Here is a 23,928-nt window from a genome sequence, read left to right as displayed (position 1 = left end):
GTAGTCCCGGCCACCCGTCACACCCCATTGCGCCAGCAACAACAGGTCCGGCGAAGAGCCACTTGACCATGCATCACCCCTCAATGACCGGCGCCCCCGGCACACTTCACAGATATCGAATCAGTAAAGGGGGTTCCGCCTAGCGAATTTTTGTTGAACCATGAAGGTCCACAGATGAGGGGGATTTGTGAAGATCGCTGGTTGCGCTTCGCGCACGTGCGGGCAAGGGGGCCCGGACAAGCCGGCGATGCGGTGATGGTGCCGTTCCCACACCGCTTCTCACGCAGTACCACGCCACGGCCGCCTGCTTCAGGAACAGGCGGCCGTACTTCAGGGGTGAGGAAACCACCATGCACATATGTGTGCTGGGGCAGGGCTATGTCGGCCTGCCCCTGGCCGTGAGGGCCGCCGAGGCCGGTCACACCGTGACCGGCTACGAACCCGACCGGTCGCGTTGCGAGAGGCTGGCCGCCGGATCGTCGTACGTCGAGGACATCGAGTCCACCCGCCTTCAGGCGGTACTGGGTTCGGGCGGCTACACCGCCACCTCGGACCCGCAGGACCTCAAGGGCTTCGACGTCGCGGTCATCACCGTGCCCACTCCGCTGACCGACCGCGCACCGGACCTCAGCTGCGTCCGGGACGCCGGCCGCGTGCTGGCCGCGTGGATCGAGCCGGGCGCCACCGTCGTACTCGAGTCGACCACGCACCCCGGCACCACCCGTGACGTGCTCGTCCCGCTGCTGGAGGAGGGCTCCGGCCTCGTCGCCGGGCGCGACTTCCACGTCGGCTTCAGCCCCGAGCGCATCGACCCGGGCAATCCCGACTGGCGGCTGGAGAACACGCCGAAGATCGTCGCCGGGCTGACGGACGACTGTCTGCGGCAGGTGAAGGCCTTCTACGACTCGGTCACCGATGTCACCGTGCCGGCCTCCGGGCTGGAGGAGGCCGAGCTGGCCAAGGTGTTCGAGAACACCTACCGGCACGTCAACATCGCCCTGGTCAACGAGCTTTCCCGGATGGCCCACACCCTGGGCGTCGACGTCTGGCACACCCTGGAGCTGGCGGCGACCAAGCCCTTCGGCTTCACCAAGTTCCTGCCCGGCCCCGGCGTGGGCGGACACTGCCTGCCCATCGACCCGGTCTACCTCAGCCACCACGTCAAGGCACGGCACGGGCAGACCTTCAGGCTCATCGAACTGGCCCAGGACATCAACGAGTCCCAGCCGGATTATGTGGTGCGCCGTCTGCAGGACGCCCTCAGCCGACGGTTCCGGCGGAGCGTGCACGGGGCGCGGATTCTCGCGCTCGGCGCCGCGTACAAGCCGGGCACTGCCGATGCTCGCCAGTCGCCGGCCGTCGAGGTCATCGACCGCTTGCGCACCATGGGCGCGGACGTAACTGTCGTCGACCCCTACCTGCCCGACGGCGGCAGCCAGACCATCCCCTTCACCGCGCAGGACTCGGGGGCGGCCACGGCCGTCGCGGACTTCGATGCCGTCGTACTGCTCACGCCGCACGCCGAGTTCGATCTCGCCCAGGTCGCCGCCGAGGCCGCCTACGTGCTGGACACCCGAGGCGTCATGGCAGCGGCCCCACACGTCGAGCGTCTCTGAGGCACAGGGCCCGACGACCTACGCGCCCTGACCGGGGCCTTCCCAGCGCGCTCGTACGACCACCAACTCACAGCACCAGGAGGGCAGCTTCGTGCTGCCTGAAAACACCGGAAGGAAGACAACATGGGTTACGACGACGGAGCACTCGCCAGAACCGGCGTGGGAGCCATCACCCTGTTCGGCGCCAGCGTCTCGCTGAACTGGATCCTCGCCATCTCGGTGACACTCGTCCTGGTCGGCGCTTTCACCTACCGGACCGTCACCCGGCGGGGACGTGCCTGACATGTCCCACCGCACGTCCAAACGGGGCCTCAGCGCCCCGTGGCAGACCTGGGTCTGTGTGGCCGCCACTCTGGCGGCCACCGCCTGGACCCTCGTCTACCACTTCTACTGGAGCACCCAGCCCTGGGGAACCGCGCTGGTCTTCTACTGCGCCATCACCGCCGTCCTCATCTACTCCCTGGCCGCGGTGGTCAAGGGCCGCAGCTTCACCCACCTCCCCGCTCACGAAGGCCGGGTGCTGGCCATCGTCCCGGCGTACAACGAACCTCCCGAAGCCCTGAACAAGACCGTCTGGGCCCTCATCAACCAGGTCCGCCCGCCCGACGCGATCCACGTCGTCGACGACGGCTCCAAGATCCCCGTGGTCCCGTTCGACCACCCGTTGGTCACCTGGCACCGCCAGGAGAACGCGGGCAAGCGCGAGGCCCAGGCGAACGTGCTGCGCACCGTCGATCCGTCGACGTACGACCTCATCATGACCGTCGACTCCGACTCGGTCGTCCACCGCATGGGGCTGTGGCACTGCCTGAAAGCCATGTCGGATGTTCGCGTCCAGGCCTGCACCGGCCTGACGCTGGTCTCCAACTACGCCCACAACCTGCTCACCCGCGTGATCGACGTCGAGATCGTCACCTGGTGCCTGGTCACCAGGATGGCCCGCTCCCAGGTCGGCGCGGTCGCCCCCACCTCCGGCATCCTCGCCGTCTACCGCAAGGAACTCGTCCTGGAGAACCTGAACGACTACGTCACCTCCGGTACGGCGGGAGACGACCGGCGCCTGACCCACTACGCGCTCCAGCGCGGCCAGGTCGTCGCCGTGAACGAGGCCTGGGTCTACAGCAACATGCCCACCGACCTCAACGAACTCTTCACGCAGCGCGTGCGGTGGTTCAAGTCCTACTGGCGCTACGTCGGCTGGGAGCTCACCAACTTCTCTGCCGCCCCCTTGTTCTTCCGCCTCTACGGCCTGGTCGTCACCGCCACCATGCCGATCCTGTACGCCTGGGTCCTGTTCGTCCTGCCGTACCACACCGAGCACAAGCTGCTGTTCCTGCAAGGCCTCGGCTACTGGCTGATCATGACCTACGCCCAGACCGGAATGTACGCAGCCCTGCGCCCCGAGCTGTCAGCTCGCGAGAAGATCGTGGCCTGGCTCTTCCTCACTCCACTGGTCACACTGCTCAACCTGTTCATAGTCCGCCCTGCGATGTATTGGGCCCTCACCCAAGCCCGTACCACCCACTGGGGCACGCGCAAGGTGAACCTGCCGGTGCCGCTCGCAGAGCGGCCTTGAGCAAACACACGCTCGAGCACTCCGATGAGTTCCGGGCTCGCGAGCGGTCTGCACATGCGGAAGGGCCACCCAGGCCCCCGTACCCATGGGAGATGCGATGACCACCGTCGTGATGCACAACGTCGTGTCCGTGGACGGCTTCATCGCCGACGCGGAGGACCAGGTCGGGCCTCTCTTCGACTGGTACGGCAACGGCGACGTCCGGCTCAACGAGTACGCCAAGGTGTCCCAGGTCTCGGCCGACTACGTGAAGCCGACCCTGGCGAGGATCGGGACGCTGGTGGTCGGGCGGCACGTGTTCGACATGACCAACGGGTGGGAGGGCACCCCGCCTGCGGGCGATCGCATCGTGGTCGTGTCGCACCGGCCCCGGCCCGAGGACTGGCACCCGGACGCGCCGTTCCACTTCGTCGACGGGGTGGAGGAGGCGGTCGTCAAGGCCAAGGAGCTGACCGGCGAGGACCATGACGTCGGCGTGGCGGCGGGCGACGTCGGCGGGCAGGCGTTCGCCCTCGGGCTGGTCGACGAGGTGGCGATGGACGTCGTGCCCGTCGTCTTCGGCTCGGGCAAGCGGTACTTCGGGTCGGTCGACACCCAGCACCTCCTCGAGGACCCGCACACCGTGATCCAGGGCGACCGCGTGCTGCACCTGCGCTACCGCGTCCGCAAGCAGCCGTGACCGTTCAGCGGAGGCCGGCCGACATGGAACCGCAGACCGCTGCGGGCAAGGTGCTCTGGCACTTCACGATGTCCCTCGACGGATTCGTCGCGGGCCCTGACCACACGATGGACTGGATGACGGGAGCGACCTTCCGCCCCGGCCTCGTCCAGGAGTACGCCGAGACGACCGGCGCCGTGCTGGGCGGCCGCGCCGGCTGGGACGCGTACCCCGACCCCACCGGGATCTACGGCGGCGCCTGGCAGGGCCCCGTGTTCGTGCTCACGCACCACCCGGAGGACGCGCAGCCGACGCCCGGCGTGACGTTCCTGAGCTGCGACGTCGCCGAGGCGCTGCGCGTCGCCCTGGAGGCCGCCGGCGGCAAGAACGTGGAGGTCTTCTCGCCGAGCATCGGCCGACAACTCCTCGAGCGCGGGCTGCTCGACGAGATCGACCTGCACATCGCGCCCGTGCTGCTCGGCGACGGGATCCGGCTGTTCGACAACCCCGGGGGCGCGCCCGTGCCGCTGGAGCTGCTCGTCGGGGAGGAGCGCAAGGCCGCGGTGGACGTGCGGTACCGGCCGGTGCGGACCGGGTGACACGGCGCCTCCGCCTCGGAAGTCCAACCCTCAAGAATTAACCGAACTCACGTACAACCCTTACGTCCCCACACAGGTCTCCTGATCGCCGACCACCCGTGAACGCCCGTACAACTCCCGGCGAACACGGACGGTCCCGGCACTTCATCGACGGTGGATGCCCGCCAGGCATCCCGCGTGCCGCAGGAGACTCCCGCATGGACCAGGACCAGCACAGGCGGCGCCCGCAGAGGCGTCCGCACCCGCGCCCCGCCCTCGCGACGGCCACCGCCCCGGCGGCCACGCCGACGGGCGGGTTGCTCATGCCCGCGACCGCCGGGACGGCGCCGACCCCTTCCGTGGCGACCGCACTTTCCGTGGCGACCGCACTTTCCGTGGCGACCGCACTTTCCGTGGCGACCGCACCGGCCAGGTCGACCGCACCGGCCAGGACGACGGTGTCTGCCAAGACGACCGCGTCCGCCAGGACAACCGCGTCCGCCAGGACGACGGCGCCTTCCCGGGGCCCCGCCCACCCTGCCTGACCTCCCGCACGCCCCGCCCCCGCGACCCCGCCCTCGTCCACACCGGGAACGGCCCTGCTCTCAGCCCGGCCCACCCCACTCCACCCTCCCCACCCGGAGCCCCGCCTTGCGCACCCGCACTCTCCTCCTGGCCGCCACGCTCACCACCGGCCTCCTCACCGTCACCACCCCGGCGACCGCCGCCCCTTCCGGCCTCGCCGGTGACTTCAACGGCGACGGATACCGGGATGTGGCCATCGGCGCCATGAACGCCGACGTCGGCTCGGTGCAGAGCGCCGGTGCCGTCGTCGTGCTGTACGGCTCGTCGTCCGGCGTCTCGGCGGCGAAGAAGACCGTGATCACGCAGAACTCCGCGGGCGTCCCCGGCGCCGCCGAGTACGGCGACCGCTTCGGCAACAGCCTGGCCGCCGCCGACCTGGACAAGGACGGCTACTCCGACCTGGTCGTGGGCGCTCAGTACGAGGCCATCGGGGACCGGGACGGCGTCGGCTCGGCCACCGTCATCTGGGGCGGCAAGTCGGGGCTGTCGGGCGGCAAGGGCCTGCCCCAGCCGTCCACCCTCTCGGAGGGCGGCGGTTTCTCCTCCGGCGTCGCGACCGGCGACTTCGACGGTGACGGCGCGACGGACGTGACGATCACCGGCCAGAGCCACACCCGCCTCTACAAGGGCCCCTTCAGCCGTACGAACGGCCCCGCGAGCCACACCGGCATCAGCGAGTTCGGATCGACGTACGAGGTGTTCGCGGGTGACATGAGCGGCGACGGCGCGGCCGAGCGCGTGTACCCGTTCCTCGTCACCGGCGACGAGGGCGGCGAGATCAGCTACCACCGCTGGACCGGCACCAAGTACGCCCGCACCTACCTGCCCCAGGCCGACGGCGAGGAGGGCACCATCGCCGACGTCAACGGCGACGGCTACGGCGACCTCGTCCTCGGCGACTACCAGGACCCGCGTGCGGAGAAGCCCGGCGGCCACAAGGGCGGACAGATCACCGTCTGGTACGGCGGCCCCACCGGCCCCGACCCGGCGCAGAAGCCGACCGTGATCCACCAGGACACCACGGGCGTGCCCGGCGCCGGTGAGCACGGCGATCTCTTCGGCTCGGCGATCAGCGCCGGTGACGTCAACGGCGACGGCTACGCCGACATCGCGGTCGGCGCCTGGGCCGAGGACATCGGCACGGTCGAGGACGCCGGCTCGGTGACCCTCCTGTTCGGCTCGGCCTCCGGCCTGACCGGCAAGGGCGCCAAGTCCTGGTCCCAGGACACCGCCGGCGTCCCCGGCAGCAACGAGACGATGGACGCCTTCGGCATGTCGGTGCGTCTGGTCGACCTCGACAAGAACGGCAAGGCGGACCTGGTCAGCGGCGCCGGCTACGAGAACGGCTACGGCGCGGTCACCGTCCTGCGCGGCACCGCCTCCGGCGTGACCACCTCCGGGGCGAAGTTCCTCTCGGCCCGCGATGTGTCCCTCAAGGGCAGCGCCGACTTCGCCTGGGCCATCGCCGAGTGACCGACCGTCAACCTCCCTACCAGGCAAGGAAGAACATGCCTCTGCGCCGTGTCGCTCTCCTCGTGGCGGCCCTCGCCCCGCTCACCCTGGCCCTCACCGTCCCCACCGCCCACGCCGCCACGGCTGCCGCCCCGTACGACTTCAACGGCGACGGCCGCAAGGACCTGGCGATCGGCGCCCCGGGCGCCACGGTCGCCGGGAAGGCGAAGGCGGGCGCCGTGTCCGTCGTCTACGGCAGCACGAGCGGGCCGAAGACCTCCACGCGCACCCTCCTCACCCAGGACACCGCCGGGATGCCGGGCGCCGCCGAGGCCGACGACGCCTTCGGCTCGGCGCTCGCCTCGGCGGACCTCGACACCGACGGCTACGCCGACCTGCTGATCGGCACGCCCGGCGAGGACGGCTACGACACCAACGACGGCACCGTCACCATCGTCTGGGGCTCCAAGTCCGGCCTGTCGGGCGCCCGTTCGCTGATCAACTTCTTCAGCTCCGACGCCGACCGCTACGGCCAGACCCTCGCCGCGGGCGACTTCGACGCCGACGGCGTCCTGGACGTGGCGGCCGGCTCCACCGGCCCCGTCACCCTCTCCCTCGTCTCCGGGCCGATCACCAAGTCCGTCGCGCACGGCGGCGGTCTGGGCTCACGTCACGACGCCTGGTCCACCTCGTACGGCATCACGCACGTGTCCGCGGGCAACGTCACCGGCAACGGCCACCCCCAGGCGATCCTGCACAGCCGTGCGAAGGGCACCGACGACGCCGCCACCGCCCTGGCCGACATGGAGATCGGCAACTACAACGACTGGCTGCAGGAACTGCCCGCCGGCTACGTCTCCGCCGTGGCGGACATCGACAAGGACGGCCACGCCGACATCGCCGTCGGCAACGACCGCGAGACCTCCGCCGACCCGGCGGGCGCCCTCGGCGGCAAGGTCACGGTCGTCTACGGCGGACCGGACGGCCGGGACAAGGGCCGCGCCCCGCTCGTCCTCACCCAGGACACCGCCGGTGTGCCCGGCGCCTCGGAGAAGGGCGACCGCTTCGGCAGCGGCGTCTCGCTCGGCGACATCAACGGCGACGGCTACGCCGACCTGGCGATCGGCACCGCGGGCGAGAACTCCGCCGCCGGTGCCGTCACCGTGCTGTACGGCTCGGCGTCCGGCCTGACCACCAAGGGCGCGACGTTGTACACCCAGAACACCGCGGGCGTGCCCGGCGGTTCCGAGACGGGCGATCGTTTCGGCGAGCGCGTCACGCTCACCGACCACACCGGCGACCGCCGCGCCGACCTGTCCGTGTCCGCGCCGGGCGAGAACGGCGACGGCGCGGTCTGGTCCCTGCGCGGCACGGCGACCGGCCTCACGGCCACCGGCTCGACGAGCTTCGGCCCCGGCACGACGGGCGTCTCGACGGCCGGCGCACCGGCGTACGGCACGGCCCTCAACTCCTGATCACCGGCTCCTGCTCACCTGATCACCTGATCACCGACTCCTGCTCACCGACTACGGGGAATCGACACATGCGTAGACGCACCCTCCTCCTGGCCACGGCCCTGACCACCGGCCTGCTCACCGCCCTGCCCACGACGGCGGCCACCGCCGCCCCCACCACCGGCCCGACCGCCGACTTCAACGGCGACGGCTACGGCGACGTCGCCTTCGCCGCCCCGTACGCCAAGGTCGACGGCAAGGGCATGGCCGGCTACGTCGCCGTCGTCTACGGCGGCGCCACCGGCCTCGACCCGGCCAAGCGCACCGTCGTCAGCCAGAACACCGCGGGCGTGCCCGGCGAAGCCGAGGCCGAGGACACCTTCGGCGACGCCCTCGCCATGGCCGACCTCAACGGCGACGGCTACACCGACCTCGCGGTCGGCTCCACCGGCGAGGACGTCGGCACCGACGTCGACGGCGGCTCCGTCACCGTCCTGTGGGGCTCGGCGAGCGGCCTGAAGAACGGCACCACGGTGAAGGACCCGGCGGTCTCCGCGCACGACAACTGGGGCAAGCTCCTGACCGCGGGCGACTTCGACGGCGACGGCAAGGCCGACCTGGCCGCGGGCGCCTACGCCGACACGTACGTCATCCGCGGCGGCTTCACCACCACCGGCACCACCGGCCCCGTCCAGCGGATCACCACCCCCGAGACGTCGTACAGCGTCGACGCCATGGAGTCGGGTGACACCAACAACGACGGCAGGTCCGACCTGGTCCTCACCTACCGCGTCCAGCTCGACGAGGGCGAGGTGAACAGCTGGTCCAAGGGCGTCGCCTACCTCGGCACCACCACCGGCCTGGACACCTCCGTCCCCCGCCCCCTGAACGGCGGCACCTCCCTCGCCCTGGGAGACATCGACGGCGACGGCTACGACGAGATCGCCATCGGCAACGTCTTCTCGAAGGAGGACGACCACAGCGGCTCCCTCGGCGGCAAGGTCGTCGTCATCCGCGGCTCGGAGGGCGGCCCCGTCAACGGCGACGCGCCCATGGCCGAGCTCACCCAGGACTCCGAGGGCGTCCCCGGCTCCGACGAGGCGAACGACGGCTTCGGCAACGCGGTCTCCATCGGCGACACCAACGGCGACGGCCACGGCGACCTCGCCATCGGTGTCGTCTTCGAGGACGTCGGCACCATCGAGGACACCGGCGCCACGATCCTGATGAACGGCGCGGCCTCCGGCGTCTCGCGCACCGGCGCCCGCACCTTCACCCAGGACACCGCCGGCGTCCCGGGCGCCGCCGAGGCCATCGACTACTTCGGCTCCGACGTCCTGCTGGCCGACGTCACCAAGGACGGCCACGCCGAGTTCACGATCAACTCCGGCTTCGAGGACGAGGGCATCGGCGCCATCACGGCCCTGCGCGGTTCCGCCACCGGCCCCGTCACCGACGGAGCCCGCTCCTTCGGCCCCGGCAGCCTCGGCCAGGTCCGCTCGTACGGCGCGTTCGGCGCCAACCTCATCGGCTGACCGGCCAGGGAGACAGCATGCGCAGATCCACCACGACCGCCCTGGTCGCCGCCCTGCTGGCGACCGGCGTCACCCCCGTGTTCCTCACCGCCCCCGCCTCGGCCGCGCCCGCGAAGTACGCCGACGACTTCAACGGCGACGGCTACCGCGACCTCGCCGCCGCCGCGCCCTACACCCCGGTCGGCGGCAAGACCGACGCGGGCGCCGTCGTCATCACCTACGGCTCGGCGAACGGCATCAGCGCCGCCCGCCGTACCGTCCTCACCCAGGACACGGCCGGCGTCCCCGGCACCGCCGAGCAGGGCGACCGCTTCGGCAAGGCCCTCGCCTCCGGCGACCTGAACGCCGACGGGTACGCCGACCTCGTGATCGGCAGCGTCGGCGAGGACGTCGACTCCGACGCCGACGGCGGCTCCGTCACCGTCGTCTGGGGCGGCAAGAGCGGCCTGTCCGGCGGCAAGGGCGTCCCGGACCCGGCGGTGTCGGCCCACGACGAGTACGGCATGTCCCTCACGGTCGGTGACTTCTCCGGCGACGGCAGCCCGGACCTCGCCGTCGGCAGCACCGGCGGCGACGTCTGGATCCACCAGCACTTCACCATGGCCTCCGGCCCGACCGCCCGCCAGGAACTCACCACCGGCCTCCGGGGCGGCGCCGGCCTCGCCGGTGCCCAGAGCCTCGCGGCCGGCGACATCAACGGCGACGGCACCGACGACCTGGTCGCCACCGGCAGCGAGGCGTCGACGTACGAGGACGGCGCGATGGTCTTCCTCGGCTCCGCCGCCGGCCTCACCCACCAGACGTTCCTCAGGAGCGGCGGCTGGGAGCTGGCCACTGTCGGCGACCTCGACGGCGACGGCTACGACGACGTCGTCACGGCGGACTACGGCGGCGACGCCAAGAGCCTCGGCGGCTCGGTCAGCGTCTACCCCGGCAGCGCCGACGGCGCCCGCACCAGTCCCCGGACGACGATCAACCAGGACACCCCCGGCGTCCCGGGCGCGGACGAGGAGGACGACTGGTTCGGCAACGACCTCTCCATCGCGGACGTCAACGGCGACGGCTACGGCGACCTGGCGATCGGCACGATCCACGAGGACGTCGGCACCGCGGACATCGCCGGCAGCGTCACGGTCCTGCGCGGCTCGTCCACCGGGCTGACCACCACCGGGGCCCAGTCCTTCACCCAGAACACGGAGGGCGTCCCCGGCACCGCCGAGTCCGCCGACCGCTTCGGTGCGTCCGTACGCCTGTCCGACCTCACCGGCGACGGCAAGGCGGACCTGTCCGTCGGCTCCGACGGCGAGAACCACCCCTCCGGCTCCCTCTACAGCCTGCGCGGCTCGGCCTCGGGCGTGATCACGAAGAACGCGATCAGCTTCGGCCCCGGCTCCCTGGGCATGTCGACGACGGACTACCTGAGGCTGGGCCAGGACATGCTGGGCTGACCCCACGGTGCGGGGCCCCGGCGCGGCCCGTACGGCCGAACCCTGACAACCCATGGGCCGCCAACGGGCCTTACCCCTAAGGGATGTCACAGCTCGGCCGCAAAGCCGGGCCCGGAAGCCCGGGCCCGGCCCGCCACCGCCCGGGACCAGGTACGTTCGAAGACGTGGCTGGATTCAGGATCGGACGCGGCCGGAACAACGGCGCTCCTCAGACGCGACCGCAAGACCCTCCGTACGGGCAGCAGACGCCGCAGGGACCGTCGTACGGCTACCCTCCGGCGCCGCAGCCGTACCCGCAGCAGCAGCCGTACGGCAACGGCGGCGGCCCCACCTGGCCGCAGGCGAACGCCGGGCCCGGCGGCCCCGGCGGCGGCTACGGCGGTCAGGGCGAGCCGGAGTACTTCGGCGACGGCGCGTACCCGCCCGGCCCCCAGGGCCCGCCGGACCCGTACGCGGCGAACAACCCGGGCCACACCCAGGCCTTCTCGGTCGGCGAGGACCCCTACAACCAGGGCGACACCTACCGCGCCGGCGCGGCGGCCCCGCCGCCCGGCCCGGTCGGCCCGCGCCTGCACTGGAAGGCCCTGCTCCGGGGGATCGTCCTCTCCCCCAACCAGACGTTCCTCCAGATGCGCGACTACTCGATGTGGGTCCCGGCCCTCATCGTGACGCTCCTCTACGGCCTGCTCGCCGTCTTCGGCTTCGACGGCGCCCGCAAGGACGCGATAAACGCCACCCTGTCGAACGCGGTCCCGATCGTCCTGACGACCGCCGTCGCGATGGCGCTCAGCGCGTTCATCCTGGGCGTGGTCACCCACACCCTGGCCCGCCAGCTCGGCGGTGACGGCGCCTGGCAGCCCACGGTCGGCCTGTCCATGCTGATCATGTCCCTCACGGACGCGCCCCGTTTGGTCTTCGCGATGTTCGCCGGCGGCGACGCGACGTTCGTGCAGCTGCTGGGCTGGGCCACCTGGGTCGCGGGCGGCGCACTCCTGACCCTGATGGTCAGCCGCTCCCACGACCTGCCCTGGCCGAAGGCGCTCGGCGCGTCGGCGATCCAGCTGATCGCCCTGCTGTCGATCGTGAAGCTGGGCACGGTCTGAGGTCGCAGGAGAACGGACGGGAACGGAAAAAGGGGCTCCTGGAGGAGCCCCTTTCTCATTGCCTCTCAGGCGTCGAGGACCTGCCCGGCCCGCCGCACCACCGGCGGCTCCACGGACCACGGGAAGTTGATCCACTCATCGGTCCGCTTCCACACGTACTCGCACTTCACCAGCGACTGGGACTTCTCGTAGACCACGGCGCTGCGCACCTCGGCGACGGTGTCGAGGCAGAAGTCGCGGACCAGCTTGAGCGTCTTGCCGGTGTCGGCGACGTCGTCGGTGATCAGCACCTTCTTCTCGGAGAAGTCGATCACGTTGGGGACGGGCGCGAGCATGACGGGCATCTCGAGCGTCGTCCCCACGCCCGTGTAGAACTCGACGTTCACCAGGTGGATGTTCTTGCAGTCCAGCGCATAGGCGAGCCCGCCGGCCACGAAGACACCGCCGCGGGCGATGCTGAGCACGATGTCGGGCTCGTACCCGTCGTCGGCGATGGCCTGCGCCAGCTCGCGCACGGCGACGCCGAACCGCTCGTAGGTCAGATTCTCCCGTTCACCGCTCATGCTCGTGTCACTCGTGCTGGGGTCGCTCATGCCGGGGTCGCTCATGCCGGGGTCGCTCACACCTGCGTCCGATGGAAATTGAGGAAGGACCGGGAGGCGGTCGGCCCCCGCTGCCCCTGGTACCGCGACCCGTACCGCTCGCTCCCGTACGGGAAGTCGGCGGGCGAGCTGAGCTTGAACATGCACAGCTGCCCGATCTTCATCCCCGGCCAGAGCTTGATGGGCAGGGTGGCGAGGTTGGACAGCTCGAGGGTGACGTGCCCGCTGAACCCGGGGTCGATGAACCCGGCGGTGGAATGCGTCACCAGTCCCAGCCGCCCCAGCGAACTCTTGCCCTCCAGCCGGGAGGCGAGATCGTCGGGCAGCGTGATGACCTCGTACGTGCTGGCGAGGACGAACTCCCCCGGGTGCAGGATGAACGGCTCGTCCCCCTCCGGCTCCACGAGCCGGGTCAGATCGGTCTGCTCGACGGAGGGGTCGATATGGGGGTACCGGTGGTTCTCGAACACCCGGAAGTAGCGGTCCAGCCGCACATCGATGCTCGACGGCTGCACCATCGCGTCGTCAAACGGATCGATACGCACTCGCCCGGCGTCGATCTCGGCCCGGATGTCCTTGTCTGAGAGAAGCACGCCCCGAGGATACGCAAGGCGCGCGGAGCGCCCACAACCGGACGACTCCGCGCGCCTTATGCCCTATGGCTATGTCTTTGTCCGCTGGTCGCGCTGTTCGCGCTGCTCACTCACGCTCGCTGCCGCTGGCTACCGCTTCTGGTAGCTGACGGGCACGACGCTCCGGAGCCGCGTACACCGCGGGCACCGGAGCAGCCGGCCGGGGCCGAGTCGCTCGGCCTGCTGCATCGGGAACGAAGCGGTGGTGAACACGTGCCCATCGGCACAACGGACGACGGTGCGCTCCATCAAGTCCAAGAGTCCCTTCCCCAAGAGCCGCGTCTGGCTGGTGCTTGCCTGACGACAAAAGCCACAGTACGGGATCAAAGGAACGGCCTTCGAGGCGGCGCTCCGGTCCCGCCCGGACCCTCGCCCACGCCCCCACCGTACGCCCCAACTCCGGTGACCCGCAGCCGCATCCCGCCCCTGAAACGCCCTCAGGCCCCGCGGCATCAACACCCGGGGCCTGACATGAGGTAAAGTGGCGAACGTTCGCACACCGACTCCGTCGGCGTCTTACGCGGGTGTAGTTTAATGGTAGAACATCAGCTTCCCAAGCTGAGAGCGCGAGTTCGATTCTCGTCACCCGCTCCACGAAGAAGGCCCAGGTCAGAGACCTGGGCCGTTTTGCTGTCCGGGGTGATCACTGGCCGCGTGCCAGATTCGTGCCAGAAGGTGTCTCGGCCGTCTTCCGGGCAGCCTCTTCCCGGGCCTTCCGGACGGTGGCATCGAGGCCGGCGGCGACCTCCTCCTGTCGCTCCTCGTCGGAGTGCTGATAGATCAGCGCGGCCTTCTCGGACGACTGTCCGGCGCGCACCATCGTGTCCTTCAGGGTGGCGCCCGACTGGGTGGAGAGCGTGTGCCCGGTGTGCCGCAGGTCGTAGAACCGGAAGCCCTCCGGCATGCCGACGACCTCCCGGGCCTTCCGCCACTTCCGCCCGAAGGTGCTGCGCCGGAAGGGAGCCCCCTTCTCCCCGACAAAGAGCAGCCCGTCCGGGCCCGGCTCGGCGTAGGACTCCAGATGCCAGCGGAGCTCTCGACGGAGGAACGCGGGAAGAATCACAGTCCGGGTGCCTGCTTCGGACTTGGTGTCGCCCTGAACGCGGCGCCCGTTCATCCGTTCCGGCTCGGCGAGGCGGACGCGGAGGCGTAAGTTGTCGAGGTCGACATCCCGGCGCCGGAGACCGGCCAGCTCCTCCGGTCGGAGTGGACCGTACGCGCCGAGGTAGACCATGAGCCGCCACCGCATCCCCACCGCATTGGCGAGGGCGTCCACCTGGCCCACGGTGGCGATGCGCCGCTCAGCGGCCTTCTCCTTACCGGCGCCCTTGATACGGCACGGGTTCCGCGTGATCAGCTCGTCGTCCACGGCCGTCTCCATGATGGCCTTGAGGAGCCGGTACGCCTTGGCCGTGATCGTCTTGGCACCCGTGAGCCGCAGCCGTTCAGCCCGCCACTCGCGGACTCTGGGCGCGGTGATCTCGTCTAAGTCCAAGTCGGCGAAGGCGAACAGGTGCTTGTCGAGGAGGTAGCGGTAGAGGTCCTGCGTCAGCGGCGCGAGCTCCCGTTCCTCCACCCACTTCTCCGCGTAGGCCCGGAAGCTCACCGCGCCCGCATCGGGGTCACGCCACTCACCACGGCGGATCTCGGTTTGCTTCTCGGCGAGCCAGTCATCCGCGTCCGCCGTCGTCTCGAACGTGAACGGCGCCGGGCGCATCACCCCGTCGGGCCCCGGATAGCGCGCCTGGTACCGGCCGGAGGGGAGCTTTCTGATCGCACCGAAGCGGCGACGCCTGCCCCTGTTGTTGGCCATCAGGCAGCCCTTCCGTAGCGCGGCCGGGGGCGCCTCAGCGGCTCCACCGTGCGGGACCGGATGAACTCCTCCACCGCGCTTTCTGGGATGCGCACATGCCGGCCGACCTTCACGTACCGGATGCGGCGTTCCTCGATGAGCCGCCGGGGGAAGCGGGGAGTCGTGCCGAGCAGCTCGGCGACCTGGTCGACGGACAGGTAGCGGTCGTTCATGTGGTGGGCTCTCCTTCCGTTCCGGGGGCGGGGTCGAGGGATGCGGCCAGCCATTGCTCACCGTTGCTGAGGCCGGTTCCGGCGAAGACCCAGTGGGCGAGGACGAGCGTGGTTTCGCCGTCCTGGGGAGCGGCCGTGGCAGCTTGAGTGCGGCGCCATTCGGCGCGGGCGTCGCGGAGGGCGCCGAGAGTGGTGGAGTAGCGGCGGGACTTGGTGGAGAAGTGGCCGCGGAAGCCGAGCATGTGGGCCCAGGCGCGCAGTCGGAGGTGTTCGAGGTCCTTGCGCGCGCCGAGGGTCCACGCCGTTCGGATCATGCGGCGGGCGTGGTCGTTGAGCCGGGCCTGTGCCAGTTCGGCAAGGAAGCGGATCGGTCGGTCCAGGGTGCCGGTCGCTGTCTCGGCGCCCTTGGTGGCGTACTTGGCGATGTACGCGGCGACGGCCCGTTCGGTCAGCTCCTGGCCGCCGTCGAAGTCGGCAGAGCGGATGGTGCGCACGTCGAGTTGGCGGCCGAAGGTGAAGGTGTGGGTGCGGCCGTCGACGTCCGGTCCGTTGACGCGGGTGGCGGTGACGGCGGCATGGATGGCGTCGGTCAGCAGTTCGGCGGACGCCCAGGCCGGAGGTGCCGTGTCGCCGCCCTCCGGGCCGTCGAGGCGGATGACCGCATGGAAGTGGACGGCGCCCCGCTTCTGGTACTCGGCGACCTTGGCGAAGGAGACGCGTGCGTGATGCCGAAATGCGCGCTGGGTGAGGCCGGCGCGCTTGGCGATCTCACGGCGCAGGTAGATCGAGAAACGCCGCCAGAGAGCCCCGGCGTGGGCGTTCCAGAGGACAGCCGCTTCGTAGTCGTACCCGTCGGGGTCGAGGGGCGTCCCGAGGGCCGGGTCTGTGTCGTCGTGCCGGGCACCGCAGCGGCAGGGCCGCCCGCTGGAGGGGCGGTTGTGGACCGGGCCGAAGCTCGGAGCGGTGAGGGTGGCGAAGACGCGCGGGTGTGTGCCGACCTGTTCGGCGGTGCCCTTGCCGCCACGGAGTCCGGCGGTGATCAGGTGGAAGGTGTCTCGGCGGTAGACCTCCGCGCAGGCCGTGCAGCGGGTGGCACGGCGGTTGTTGCAGCGGACGAGGAGACTTCCGGCGGGCAGGGAGGACGAGTCGAGGTGGTGGAGGACGCGCCCGATCTCTCCGGTCGTCCGGTCGACCGCGTACTCGGTTCGGTGGCCGTCGAGGCGCACGGGGTTCGTGCAGCCGCCCAGGCCGGAGAGTTGGCGGGCCAGCTCGGGCATGGTGCCGAGGGAGGCCAGCATGGAGAGTTCCGCCAGCGGGGGCGGAGTCTGCCGGGTGATGATGGGTCTTCCTTTCGGCTGTTTCGGCGGTTGGGAGGGACGGCCCCGGGGGCGGCGGGATGCTTGGCGGCGTTTGCCGCCCCGGCGGCCGGTCAGCGCCTGTTGGCGCCGGTGACGAGGGAGCGCAGGACCACGGCGGCGATGGCCACGGACACGGCCGAGACGGCGACCGCCGCCAGGAGCGCGGTGAGGACGACACCGACGACGACCACGGCGGCGACCGCACCGGCGCCGACCCCGACGAACGGGGCGACCGAGCGGCCCGCGGAGGGAACCGGGGCGTGATCCTGCGGGATGTGGGTGGTGATGCTCGGGACGTGCGGGGTGTCGGGCAGCGTTGGGCGGAACATCGCAGGACTCCTTGTCAGTCGGGGTGTCATTCGCGCGTGCCGTTGACGACGTCGACCCCGGAGCGGGTGCCGGACTCGATGGCCGGGGCGAGGATGGTGTGCGAGAGCCAGAAGCCGAACAGCGCGATCACGACGGCGACCCAGAGGCGGATGCCGAGGAACTTGATCGCGGCCCAGGCGATGACGCCCAGGACGAAGACGAGCGGCAGCGAGACGGTCACGGGAACTCCTCAGCGGACGCGGCAGCGGTGGGTGCGCGCGGCCAGCTCGGCGGCGGCGCGGCTGTCGTAGTCGGTGGAGAAGCCGCACCGCGGAGCCGTGCAGGCGGCGGTGTGCTTCTCGCGGCCCCGGCTGTCGTAGTACGTGGCGACCTGGACGGGACCGATGCGGACGACGCGGCGGAAACGGCGATTGGCGGACATCAGGGCATCTCCTTGTCGGTCTCGCCGGTGAAGTCGGTGACGTGGTCGGCCAGCCAGCGCAAGATCTCGTCGCCCTCGTAGCTGTCGGCGGCGAGGATCACCGGTTCGGCGATCAGCACGGCTTCGGTCAGGCGGTTCTGTCGGGTCAGCTCGGCAGCGCGCTTCAGCGCGCGGAGCGTGGACGGGCGCAAGGGAGAGATTCCTCCGGGTCAGGTGAGTTGGGTGGTGATGGCTTCGGCGAGCGGCATCGGGACACCGAGCCGGGCGCGAAGGGTGGAGGTGTCGATGTCGGTTCCGGTCCGGGCGCGGTGTTCGTCGGCGACCTTCCGGGCGAGGGTGACGAGCGCGGGCGATACCGGGGATGGAGGCGGCGGAGCTGACTCCGGTGCGGTGGCGGGCAGTTCGGACGCAGTCGTGGGCGACTCGATGTCTGCGGCGGTCGGTTCCGGCGCCTGTGCTGTCGAAGGTGGTTCCGGTGCCGTCGCCGGGTCCGCGCTGGGATGCGCTGCTCCGTGAGCGAGCAGCGTGCCGCCGAGGAAGGCGACCGCGGGCCAGCCGGCGACGAGGATGCGGAGCCAGGCCGGTACGTTCTCCAGGTCGAGCAGACCGGCGGTGGCGACGTTGGCGCCCAGTGACGCCGTCAGTGCGACGAGGAACCAGCACCACCCGGACGTTTTCGACTCACCGGAGCGCAGGCGCCGCCAGGCCGCTACCAACAGCAGGTCGACGGAGACCGGATAGGCCCACGCCTTCCAGCCGTCCTGTCCGGCAGCGAGCGCCAGGTCATGCAGGTGAGCGAAGGACAGTGCGGCGGCGATCACCGCTTGAACGAGCACGGCGTCCACACGGACGGGCAGGGCGCGCACGGCCACTCCTTCCAGTTCCGGGCATGGGTGGGGTAGGGACTTGGCGCGGGACGGCCGCGCCGACGGTGTGCACGGGTCGGTTACTCGGTGATCGGCTGAGGAGCGGCCAGAGGACCGGACTCCTTCACCGGCACAGGCGGGACATAGGGCCGGAACGGCGCGAGCGCCGGAACGTCCGGGGCGAGGTGTGCCGTTTCGCGGCAGGTGGCCGCGGCATCGGCGAGGGACAGGTGAGGAGTGCGGATGCGGGACCAGCCGCCGGACGTATCGCCGACGACGGCGAGGCCGGGCAACTCGGCAGCGATGGCACAGGAGGCCAGCACAGCCTCAGGGGCGATGTCACCGAGCGCCATCTTCGCGGACGCCTCGTCGTTTACCCGGTGGCAGACACGGCCCGTGAGCTGAGCCCGGAGCATGGTCGCTCCCTTGCCCAGCTCGGCCCCGAAGCGCTGCCCGCAGACCTCCAGGTAGATGCCGGCTGCGCGTCCGAGCTGGGCGAGCCGGATGAGCTGGGTGACCATCTCGTCCCGCCGCTCTTCCTCCTTCCTGGTCGCGACGAGGAAGAGTTCTGCCACTTCGTCTACGAACAGCACGATGGGAGCCGGACGTTCGTCCTCCGGCAGGCCCCAGACGTCCGAGGTGATCAGCTCATCCGGGGTGCCAGGCGCGATGCCCTGCCGCGCTTTGATCAGGTCGTATCGGTCCTCCATTTCCTTGACGAGCACGGGCAGCAGCTCGGACGCCTGCTCCGGGTCGGTCGCCAGCGCCGAGAGCCGGGGAGCGAACGGCGCCAGCTCCACCCCGCGCTTGCAGTCGATCCCGACCAGGACCACCGGCTGAGCGGCCAGCCCGGCCAGCAGGTTCCGCAGGAACATGGATTTGCCGGACAGCGTGGCGCCGAGCACGAGTTCGTGAGGTACGGCCCGGTAGTCCCGCACGAAGGCGGTTGCGTCCTCCCGCAGAGCCACCGGCACGCGGAGCGGACCGGTATCGGTCCGGCGAGGCATCCGCACCTTGCGCAGGACGTCGAAGCCGACGAGCCGCAGTTCCACGACACCGGGCTTGACGTCCCGCACGTACACGGCGTGAACACCCCAGGCATGCCGAAGCCGTTCGGCCGAGGCCGCCACGTCCGCCGGTTCCTGGCCCGGAGCCAGCCGCAGACGGAGCCGCAGGCCGGTCGAGGTGGGCCGGATCATGCCCCGGCGGGGAGGCACGGGTCGGACCTCACGGCGAGTCGTGGCCTTGACGGCCAGGGCCCGCCACCGGGGCGGCTCGACCGTCAGGCCGCACGCGTCCATGGTGGAGGTGTACGAGGCCAGCAGCCGGGCCACCGAGACGGGCAGCCCGACCGTGGACCAGTACGCCGCCGGATGGGCATGCCGGGCGTAGGCCGCGCCGCCTATCGCAGCGAGCGACCCGCCCAGCTCGGCCCACGTCACCAGGTCGGTCACGACGATCAGCCCGCCTGCTCCATCGGGAAGGCGCCAGGCGCAACAGCGGTCGCCCGGTAGGCGATGCCGTGCCGCTGCTGCCCGTTGAAGACGCTCTCCCACGGCCGGGCGATGAGCCCCGGCAGCGAGACCGGCGCCCCGACGGTCAGCCCGTCCGTCACACCGCTCTCGGGGACGGTGACCTGGATCAGCGACGACTCACCCTCGTCGATGTAGACGACGCCGACCGTCATCAGCGCCTCACCGCTCACGGCATCCTTGGCGATCTCACCGGTCTGCCGGTCACGCACCTTCGGCGCCGGCGCTTCGGTGAGCAGGATTGTGGCGGCCGAGGCGTCAATACGAATCACACGCACAGATTTCTCCTCCTGAGTCGACCAACCTGCCAACCTGACAAGTTGACTTAGCAAGTTCGAAGCTAGGGATGCCAAGTTGACTTGTCAAGTGCGAATCGAGGTGGGAGTCGACGGCGAACTTGCAGCGGATCGGGCTCAGTTCAGACGGTAGGTGTCTTCCAGTTCCTGCCGGTCAGCAGGAAGCAGCACGTCGGAGACTTGCAGAGCCTGCCCCGAAGCGTCACACGCGACGATCAAGACACTGAGGACCGGAACACCCTCAGGGAGATCCAGAAGCTCCGCTTCGGCGCGCTCCGGCAGACGGGCCGAAACCCGTTCCGTGACGTGGTCGAAGCGAACCTTCTTGCGCGTCTCCAGATGTGCGCGAGTGCCGCCCGTCAGCGCATCAGCGCTCTCCAGCTCCGTGCCTTCGACCAGGCCGGCAGGGAAGTAGGACGACACCAGCTCCACCGGTTCGCCATCCTCCTCCACCAGGAAGCGGCGCATGAGAATCTTGGCCCGCTTGGGCAGCCCAAGGGCGGAGGCGACCCGCACCGGAACGGGGACGTAACCGACTTCGACCAACCGCCCCGCCGCTTGCGACTCGTCGCGCGTAAGCGTCTCACTCCCCCGGCGGTCCTTCTGCTCGACGACAGCCGGGCGGCCCCGCACGATCGTGCCGTACCCCTGCCGGGACTCCACCCAGCCGTCACGCTTCAGCAGCTCCAGCGCCCGGACGACGGTCGGCCGGGACATCCCGAAGGACTGCACCAGTTGGTTCTCACTGGGAACCCGCGTGCCGGGCGGGTACGTGCCATCCTCGATGCGGCGCTGGATCGTCTGCGCGAGGCGCACGTACTTCGGTGGCTCCACTTCATACGTCATGAACGCCGCCCGTCGGGATTGGCCAAGTCAACTGGTCAACCAGACTAGCGAATCTCCGATTGTCGAAGTAGAAGCGGAGCGAACTCTTACCTTCCGGGCCAGGCATCGGCCACCACGAAGGAGACGACGGTTCCACCGAAGCGGCTCGGTGCGGCGTGCCACGACTCGGCCAGCGAATCGACGAGGAGCAGTCCACGCCCGTGGGAGTCGTTGGCGTCGGGGTGCCTCAGCCGCACGTTCGCCGGAAAGCCGGGGTTGTGCACGTCGACCCGGAGCGAGGTCCCCTCACGGAACCACTCGACCCGGACGAGCCAGGGTTCGTCCGACCGGCCATAAGCGATGGCGTTGGTCACCAGCTCCGAGATCATCAGCGCGCAGTCATCGACGGAGCAGGCCGGGTTGTACGGGGCGATGAACTTGCGGAACCAGCGCCGAGCGCGCGGCACAGACTCAGCGACAGGGTGCAAGGTCATCGCACCGAGACGCGGTGACTCCTCAGACGGATAGCGGTCGATCATGTAGGCCATCAGGTGCTCACTTCCTGCCGCTACCGTCGCAGTCGAGGCAGCGCCGCTTCGATGTGGCGCGGGTGCGATCGGCGGCGGTGGCAAGCGCCAGGGTCGTTCGTGAGCCGACACGCTTCCAGCCGCGCCCCCGGCAACCTCGGCAAGGTAAGTGCGTGCCCTGATCCGGCCGCTGACTCGTCACACCGCGCCTCCTCCCAGTGAAGTGGCCTTAGCCACTTTCTGGATAGTGGCATTAGCCACTTGGCAGACGCAAGCGATTCGCCGCAACTGGCCCCCTCAGGTGAGGGGGTAGCCCTGCTCGAACGCCCAGCGATGCGGCGGGTAGGTGGCCTCAGCGAACTCCAACGGCCGGTCCTGGAGGTCGAAGACGACGTGGTGCACGATCAGCACGGCAGACCCGGCCGCAAGTTGCAGATCCTCGGCCTCTCCCTCCGTCGCCTCACGCGCACACATGCGGTCTTCCGCGTAACTCCCCTGCCGTCCGGTCATGTTCTCGACGTACAGCAGCGTCCCCTCTTGGATCCGCTCCGGCTCCAGAAGCTTCGGCGCGCGCTGACCGACATCCGGAGCGAACCACGAGGTGGAGAGCGTGATCGGCCCGTCCTGGTTGTTGGTAACCCGCCGCCGATGCACCGCACGGCGATCCTTGACCAGGCCCAGCGCCTCAGCGACGTGATCCGGCGCCTCCAGCCAACCGGCAGAGGCGATCACGGCGTACTCACCAGGCGTGTAGATCTTCCCGGTCTGCCGAGCGCGCCCGTACAACTCACGAGCCCGCCGGTTGACTTCGAGGCTCCGCACGTACGTGCCCGACCCCTGACGCTTCTCGACAAGCCCTTGATGACTCAGCGCCTCCAACGACCGCGCGGCCGTGGGCCGGGAGACCTTCCAGTCCGCCGCCAACTGCCGTTCGGACGGCACTTCGTCTCCTGGTCGCAGGTCACCCCGAAGAATCTGATCACGGATGTAGTGCGCGATCTGGAGATACTTCGGCTGAGCCTCCTCGATCTGCGGCATCAGTCCTCCTCACCCAAGGCGAGCCCCAGGCGAGTAGGCGGGCACCCCGCTACCGAGCTGAGGCCTGCTTCTCGATAAAAGTGGCTATGGCCTCTAGCCACTATAGGGTGAGTGGTCAACCCCCTACCCCGTAGGCTGATCCGCATGACGCGGTTGATCGTCGCAGCAGGAGGAGGGGGCGACGCAGTCGCCGCCGCAATGATTCACGCCGCCCTCTACGGCGACGAGGAGCAGGCGGTGATCCTCACGTACGCATGGGACCGCCTCCTGATCGACCCGGTTCCCGGTCCCCGAGGACCGAACAACTTCACCGGTCTCCAGCCCCTCACCCCAGCGGTCTGGGCAGTGCCGGCCGAAGCTCGCCCGATCGCTCCGGCGGGCTCGACTCTCCCCCGACTCGCAGCAGAGCTCCGGCACACGTTCGCGCTGATCGATCCGCGCCACGGGGTCGAAGGCGTCACCCGCCAACTCGAAGAGCTGGTGGACCACTTGTCACCAGAGTCGATCGACCTCCTGGACGTGGGCGGCGACATCCTCGCCCGCGGCGATGAGCCAACGTTGAAGAGCCCGCTTGCCGATGCCGTCACCCTCGCCGCGTGCTGCCAGGTGAACGCTCCTGTTCGCCTCCTGGTGGCGGGCCCCGGCCTCGACGGGGAACTTCCCCTCGACGAACTGCGCGGCATGCTCGGCCCGCTCATCCACACCCTCACCACGAAGAACGTCGAGCCCATCAGCTCGATCCTGGAGTGGCACCCCTCCGAGGCAACCGGGATGCTCGCGGCGACAGCCCGAGGCGTACGCGGCACCTGCGAGATGCGAGACGCTGGCCTTCCTGTGCCGCTCAGTGGCGAGGGACCGACGGTCCATGAGGTCGACCTGGACGAGGCACTGACCCGCAACCAGTTGGCCCGCGCCATCCTGACGACCGCCAACCTGGACGAGGTTGAGGCACACAGCCGCGAAATCTGCGGCTACTCGGAGATCGACTACGAGCGCAACAAGGCCGCATGGCTCAAGGACGAGCCACCGGCACCGCTCGACCGTGAGGCCGTACTGTCTCAGCTCGACCAGTTCGAAGCCGAGGCCCGGAACCGCGGAGTCACCCACACGACGTTCCGCCGCATCACTGAGGCCCTGAACCTCAACGGCTCCTTGCGCGAGGACCTGCGCCAGCTGCTCATCAACGGCCGTCCGAAGCAGTACGACGCTCCCTTGTGGCGCATCACAGCCACTCCTGAGTAACAACCTTCTTCACGGGTTCAAGGCGGCTCGCTCCGCTCACCGCGCGCGGCCCGGCCCCCGGCCGGGCCTGCGCTCCAGTCTCCGCCCCGCTCCAGCCCGGCCGGCGCCCGTGCCGCGCTCAAAGCATGCAGTACCAGCAGGTCCACAGGCTGCCCGGCGCTCGTACGGGAGAAGTGGATCGGGCCGAGCGAAAGGAAGCGGCGATCTCGTCAGGTCGCAGGCACCGAAG

General features: G+C 70.0%; 26 protein-coding genes and 1 tRNA gene. 12 read left to right on the top strand and 15 right to left on the bottom strand.

Going from position 1 to position 23,928, the window contains the following annotated elements:
• The first annotated feature begins 350 nt into the window (after positions 1–350).
• From AC07DF_RS14365 to AC07DF_RS14320, 10 genes are all read left to right on the top strand, one after another.
• Entirely contained in the window at positions 351–1,616 is a 1,266-nt protein-coding gene (locus AC07DF_RS14365) for a nucleotide sugar dehydrogenase (protein ID WP_478970425.1), read from the top strand.
• Between the two features lie 123 nt (positions 1,617–1,739).
• On the top strand, positions 1,740–1,898 hold the full coding sequence (locus AC07DF_RS14360; protein ID WP_478970423.1) for a hypothetical protein: 159 nt from the start codon (positions 1,740–1,742) through the stop codon (positions 1,896–1,898).
• A 1-nt stretch (position 1,899) separates the two neighbouring features.
• Entirely contained in the window at positions 1,900–3,192 is a 1,293-nt protein-coding gene (locus tag AC07DF_RS14355) for a glycosyltransferase family 2 protein (protein ID WP_478970421.1), read from the top strand.
• A gap of 97 nt (positions 3,193–3,289) precedes the next feature.
• Entirely contained in the window at positions 3,290–3,871 is a 582-nt protein-coding gene (locus tag AC07DF_RS14350; RefSeq protein WP_478970419.1) for a dihydrofolate reductase family protein, read from the top strand.
• 23 nt (positions 3,872–3,894) lie between these two features.
• Positions 3,895–4,449 carry a dihydrofolate reductase family protein gene (locus AC07DF_RS14345; protein ID WP_478970417.1) on the top strand — a complete coding sequence of 185 codons (555 nt, stop codon included), beginning with the start codon at positions 3,895–3,897 and terminating at the stop codon, positions 4,447–4,449.
• 630 nt (positions 4,450–5,079) lie between these two features.
• On the top strand, positions 5,080–6,486 hold the full coding sequence (locus AC07DF_RS14340) for an FG-GAP-like repeat-containing protein (protein ID WP_478970415.1): 1,407 nt from the start codon (positions 5,080–5,082) through the stop codon (positions 6,484–6,486).
• A gap of 35 nt (positions 6,487–6,521) precedes the next feature.
• On the top strand, positions 6,522–7,940 hold the full coding sequence (locus tag AC07DF_RS14335) for a hypothetical protein (RefSeq protein ID WP_478970413.1): 1,419 nt from the start codon (positions 6,522–6,524) through the stop codon (positions 7,938–7,940).
• Between the two features lie 68 nt (positions 7,941–8,008).
• Positions 8,009–9,454, top strand: a complete 1,446-nt coding sequence (locus tag AC07DF_RS14330; protein WP_478970411.1) for an FG-GAP-like repeat-containing protein — start codon at positions 8,009–8,011, stop codon at positions 9,452–9,454.
• Positions 9,455–9,471: 17 nt separating this feature from the next.
• The gene (locus AC07DF_RS14325; protein WP_478970409.1) at positions 9,472–10,902 is read left to right on the top strand and encodes an FG-GAP-like repeat-containing protein; all 1,431 of its coding nucleotides are present in this window, start codon (positions 9,472–9,474) and stop codon (positions 10,900–10,902) included.
• 83 nt (positions 10,903–10,985) lie between these two features.
• The gene (locus tag AC07DF_RS14320) at positions 10,986–12,005 is read left to right on the top strand and encodes a Yip1 family protein (protein WP_478970407.1); all 1,020 of its coding nucleotides are present in this window, start codon (positions 10,986–10,988) and stop codon (positions 12,003–12,005) included.
• A 65-nt stretch (positions 12,006–12,070) separates the two neighbouring features.
• Here AC07DF_RS14320 and AC07DF_RS14315 read toward each other — a convergent pair whose 3' ends face one another.
• Positions 12,071–12,568 (bottom strand): phosphoribosyltransferase, encoded by a 498-nt coding sequence (locus tag AC07DF_RS14315; RefSeq protein WP_478970991.1) that lies wholly within the window; start codon positions 12,566–12,568, stop codon positions 12,071–12,073.
• A 56-nt stretch (positions 12,569–12,624) separates the two neighbouring features.
• The gene (dcd, locus tag AC07DF_RS14310) at positions 12,625–13,200 is read right to left on the bottom strand and encodes a dCTP deaminase (RefSeq protein WP_454362213.1); all 576 of its coding nucleotides are present in this window, start codon (positions 13,198–13,200) and stop codon (positions 12,625–12,627) included.
• A 559-nt stretch (positions 13,201–13,759) separates the two neighbouring features.
• Between dcd and AC07DF_RS14305 the strand changes: the two genes are divergently transcribed.
• Positions 13,760–13,833: transfer RNA gene (locus AC07DF_RS14305), tRNA-Gly, on the top strand.
• Between the two features lie 49 nt (positions 13,834–13,882).
• Here the strand turns inward: AC07DF_RS14305 and AC07DF_RS14300 are convergent.
• The 13 genes from AC07DF_RS14300 to AC07DF_RS14240 form a co-directional block, all read right to left on the bottom strand.
• On the bottom strand, positions 13,883–15,052 hold the full coding sequence (locus tag AC07DF_RS14300) for a tyrosine-type recombinase/integrase (protein ID WP_478970404.1): 1,170 nt from the start codon (positions 15,050–15,052) through the stop codon (positions 13,883–13,885).
• Complete coding sequence (locus tag AC07DF_RS14295; protein WP_086605896.1) at positions 15,052–15,264, bottom strand: excisionase family DNA-binding protein; 213 nt, start codon at positions 15,262–15,264, stop codon at positions 15,052–15,054. The genes AC07DF_RS14300 and AC07DF_RS14295 overlap by 1 nt, the downstream gene beginning before the upstream one ends.
• Positions 15,261–16,562 (bottom strand): replication initiator, encoded by a 1,302-nt coding sequence (locus AC07DF_RS14290; protein ID WP_478970402.1) that lies wholly within the window; start codon positions 16,560–16,562, stop codon positions 15,261–15,263. The genes AC07DF_RS14295 and AC07DF_RS14290 overlap by 4 nt, the downstream gene beginning before the upstream one ends.
• Positions 16,563–16,693: 131 nt before the next feature.
• Positions 16,694–16,951 carry a SpdD protein gene (locus tag AC07DF_RS14285; protein ID WP_393067060.1) on the bottom strand — a complete coding sequence of 86 codons (258 nt, stop codon included), beginning with the start codon at positions 16,949–16,951 and terminating at the stop codon, positions 16,694–16,696.
• Between the two features lie 26 nt (positions 16,952–16,977).
• Positions 16,978–17,172 (bottom strand): hypothetical protein, encoded by a 195-nt coding sequence (locus AC07DF_RS14280; RefSeq protein ID WP_030901895.1) that lies wholly within the window; start codon positions 17,170–17,172, stop codon positions 16,978–16,980.
• 9 nt (positions 17,173–17,181) lie between these two features.
• Entirely contained in the window at positions 17,182–17,373 is a 192-nt protein-coding gene (locus AC07DF_RS14275) for a mobile element transfer protein (protein ID WP_030901893.1), read from the bottom strand.
• Positions 17,373–17,564, bottom strand: coding sequence for an RING finger protein (locus tag AC07DF_RS14270; RefSeq protein ID WP_104783024.1), 192 nt, complete (start codon positions 17,562–17,564; stop codon positions 17,373–17,375). Before AC07DF_RS14270 ends, AC07DF_RS14275 begins: the two co-directional genes overlap by 1 nt.
• A gap of 18 nt (positions 17,565–17,582) precedes the next feature.
• Positions 17,583–18,239: a DUF2637 domain-containing protein gene (locus tag AC07DF_RS14265; RefSeq protein ID WP_393067062.1), complete on the bottom strand. Its 657-nt coding sequence runs from the start codon at positions 18,237–18,239 to the stop codon at positions 17,583–17,585.
• 80 nt (positions 18,240–18,319) lie between these two features.
• A complete protein-coding gene (locus tag AC07DF_RS14260; RefSeq protein WP_478970398.1) occupies positions 18,320–19,693 on the bottom strand; it encodes an FtsK/SpoIIIE domain-containing protein in 1,374 nt (457 codons plus the stop codon).
• Between the two features lie 5 nt (positions 19,694–19,698).
• Positions 19,699–20,049, bottom strand: coding sequence for an SCO3933 family regulatory protein (locus tag AC07DF_RS14255; protein WP_037765211.1), 351 nt, complete (start codon positions 20,047–20,049; stop codon positions 19,699–19,701).
• A gap of 135 nt (positions 20,050–20,184) precedes the next feature.
• Entirely contained in the window at positions 20,185–20,913 is a 729-nt protein-coding gene (locus AC07DF_RS14250; protein ID WP_478970396.1) for a GntR family transcriptional regulator, read from the bottom strand.
• A gap of 86 nt (positions 20,914–20,999) precedes the next feature.
• Complete coding sequence (locus tag AC07DF_RS14245; RefSeq protein ID WP_384153213.1) at positions 21,000–21,440, bottom strand: ATP-binding protein; 441 nt, start codon at positions 21,438–21,440, stop codon at positions 21,000–21,002.
• 276 nt (positions 21,441–21,716) lie between these two features.
• Positions 21,717–22,457 (bottom strand): GntR family transcriptional regulator, encoded by a 741-nt coding sequence (locus AC07DF_RS14240; protein ID WP_478970394.1) that lies wholly within the window; start codon positions 22,455–22,457, stop codon positions 21,717–21,719.
• Positions 22,458–22,601: 144 nt separating this feature from the next.
• On the opposite strand from AC07DF_RS14240, the gene AC07DF_RS14235 reads away from it, so the two are divergent.
• Positions 22,602–23,699, top strand: a complete 1,098-nt coding sequence (locus AC07DF_RS14235) for a DUF1152 domain-containing protein (RefSeq protein WP_478970392.1) — start codon at positions 22,602–22,604, stop codon at positions 23,697–23,699.
• Positions 23,700–23,928: the final 229 nt, after the last annotated feature.

The sequence above is a fragment of the Streptomyces sp. NPDC044719 genome (genome assembly GCF_056433405.1).
This window is presented reverse-complemented; position numbering and strand designations above follow the sequence as displayed.

What these genes read in the sequence shown, in the direction of transcription:
- AC07DF_RS14295 (WP_086605896.1), bottom strand. Translation starts at nt 15,264, where the DNA reads ATGAACGACCGCTACCTGTCCGTCGACCAGGTCGCCGAGCTGCTCGGC.
- AC07DF_RS14290 (WP_478970402.1), bottom strand. Translation starts at nt 16,562, where the DNA reads ATGCTGGCCTCCCTCGGCACCATGCCCGAGCTGGCCCGCCAACTCTCC.
- AC07DF_RS14360 (WP_478970423.1), top strand. Translation starts at nt 1,740, where the DNA reads ATGGGTTACGACGACGGAGCACTCGCCAGAACCGGCGTGGGAGCCATC.
- AC07DF_RS14320 (WP_478970407.1), top strand. Translation starts at nt 10,986, where the DNA reads ATGTCACAGCTCGGCCGCAAAGCCGGGCCCGGAAGCCCGGGCCCGGCC.
- AC07DF_RS14275 (WP_030901893.1), bottom strand. Translation starts at nt 17,373, where the DNA reads ATGTCCGCCAATCGCCGTTTCCGCCGCGTCGTCCGCATCGGTCCCGTC.
- AC07DF_RS14300 (WP_478970404.1), bottom strand. Translation starts at nt 15,052, where the DNA reads ATGGCCAACAACAGGGGCAGGCGTCGCCGCTTCGGTGCGATCAGAAAG.
- AC07DF_RS14325 (WP_478970409.1), top strand. Translation starts at nt 9,472, where the DNA reads ATGCGCAGATCCACCACGACCGCCCTGGTCGCCGCCCTGCTGGCGACC.
- AC07DF_RS14315 (WP_478970991.1), bottom strand. Translation starts at nt 12,568, where the DNA reads ATGAGCGGTGAACGGGAGAATCTGACCTACGAGCGGTTCGGCGTCGCC.
- AC07DF_RS14355 (WP_478970421.1), top strand. Translation starts at nt 1,900, where the DNA reads ATGTCCCACCGCACGTCCAAACGGGGCCTCAGCGCCCCGTGGCAGACC.
- AC07DF_RS14350 (WP_478970419.1), top strand. Translation starts at nt 3,290, where the DNA reads ATGACCACCGTCGTGATGCACAACGTCGTGTCCGTGGACGGCTTCATC.
- AC07DF_RS14245 (WP_384153213.1), bottom strand. Translation starts at nt 21,440, where the DNA reads ATGGCCTACATGATCGACCGCTATCCGTCTGAGGAGTCACCGCGTCTC.
- AC07DF_RS14250 (WP_478970396.1), bottom strand. Translation starts at nt 20,913, where the DNA reads ATGACGTATGAAGTGGAGCCACCGAAGTACGTGCGCCTCGCGCAGACG.
- AC07DF_RS14365 (WP_478970425.1), top strand. Translation starts at nt 351, where the DNA reads ATGCACATATGTGTGCTGGGGCAGGGCTATGTCGGCCTGCCCCTGGCC.
- AC07DF_RS14235 (WP_478970392.1), top strand. Translation starts at nt 22,602, where the DNA reads ATGACGCGGTTGATCGTCGCAGCAGGAGGAGGGGGCGACGCAGTCGCC.
- AC07DF_RS14285 (WP_393067060.1), bottom strand. Translation starts at nt 16,951, where the DNA reads ATGTTCCGCCCAACGCTGCCCGACACCCCGCACGTCCCGAGCATCACC.
- AC07DF_RS14345 (WP_478970417.1), top strand. Translation starts at nt 3,895, where the DNA reads ATGGAACCGCAGACCGCTGCGGGCAAGGTGCTCTGGCACTTCACGATG.
- AC07DF_RS14240 (WP_478970394.1), bottom strand. Translation starts at nt 22,457, where the DNA reads ATGCCGCAGATCGAGGAGGCTCAGCCGAAGTATCTCCAGATCGCGCAC.
- AC07DF_RS14335 (WP_478970413.1), top strand. Translation starts at nt 6,522, where the DNA reads ATGCCTCTGCGCCGTGTCGCTCTCCTCGTGGCGGCCCTCGCCCCGCTC.
- AC07DF_RS14330 (WP_478970411.1), top strand. Translation starts at nt 8,009, where the DNA reads ATGCGTAGACGCACCCTCCTCCTGGCCACGGCCCTGACCACCGGCCTG.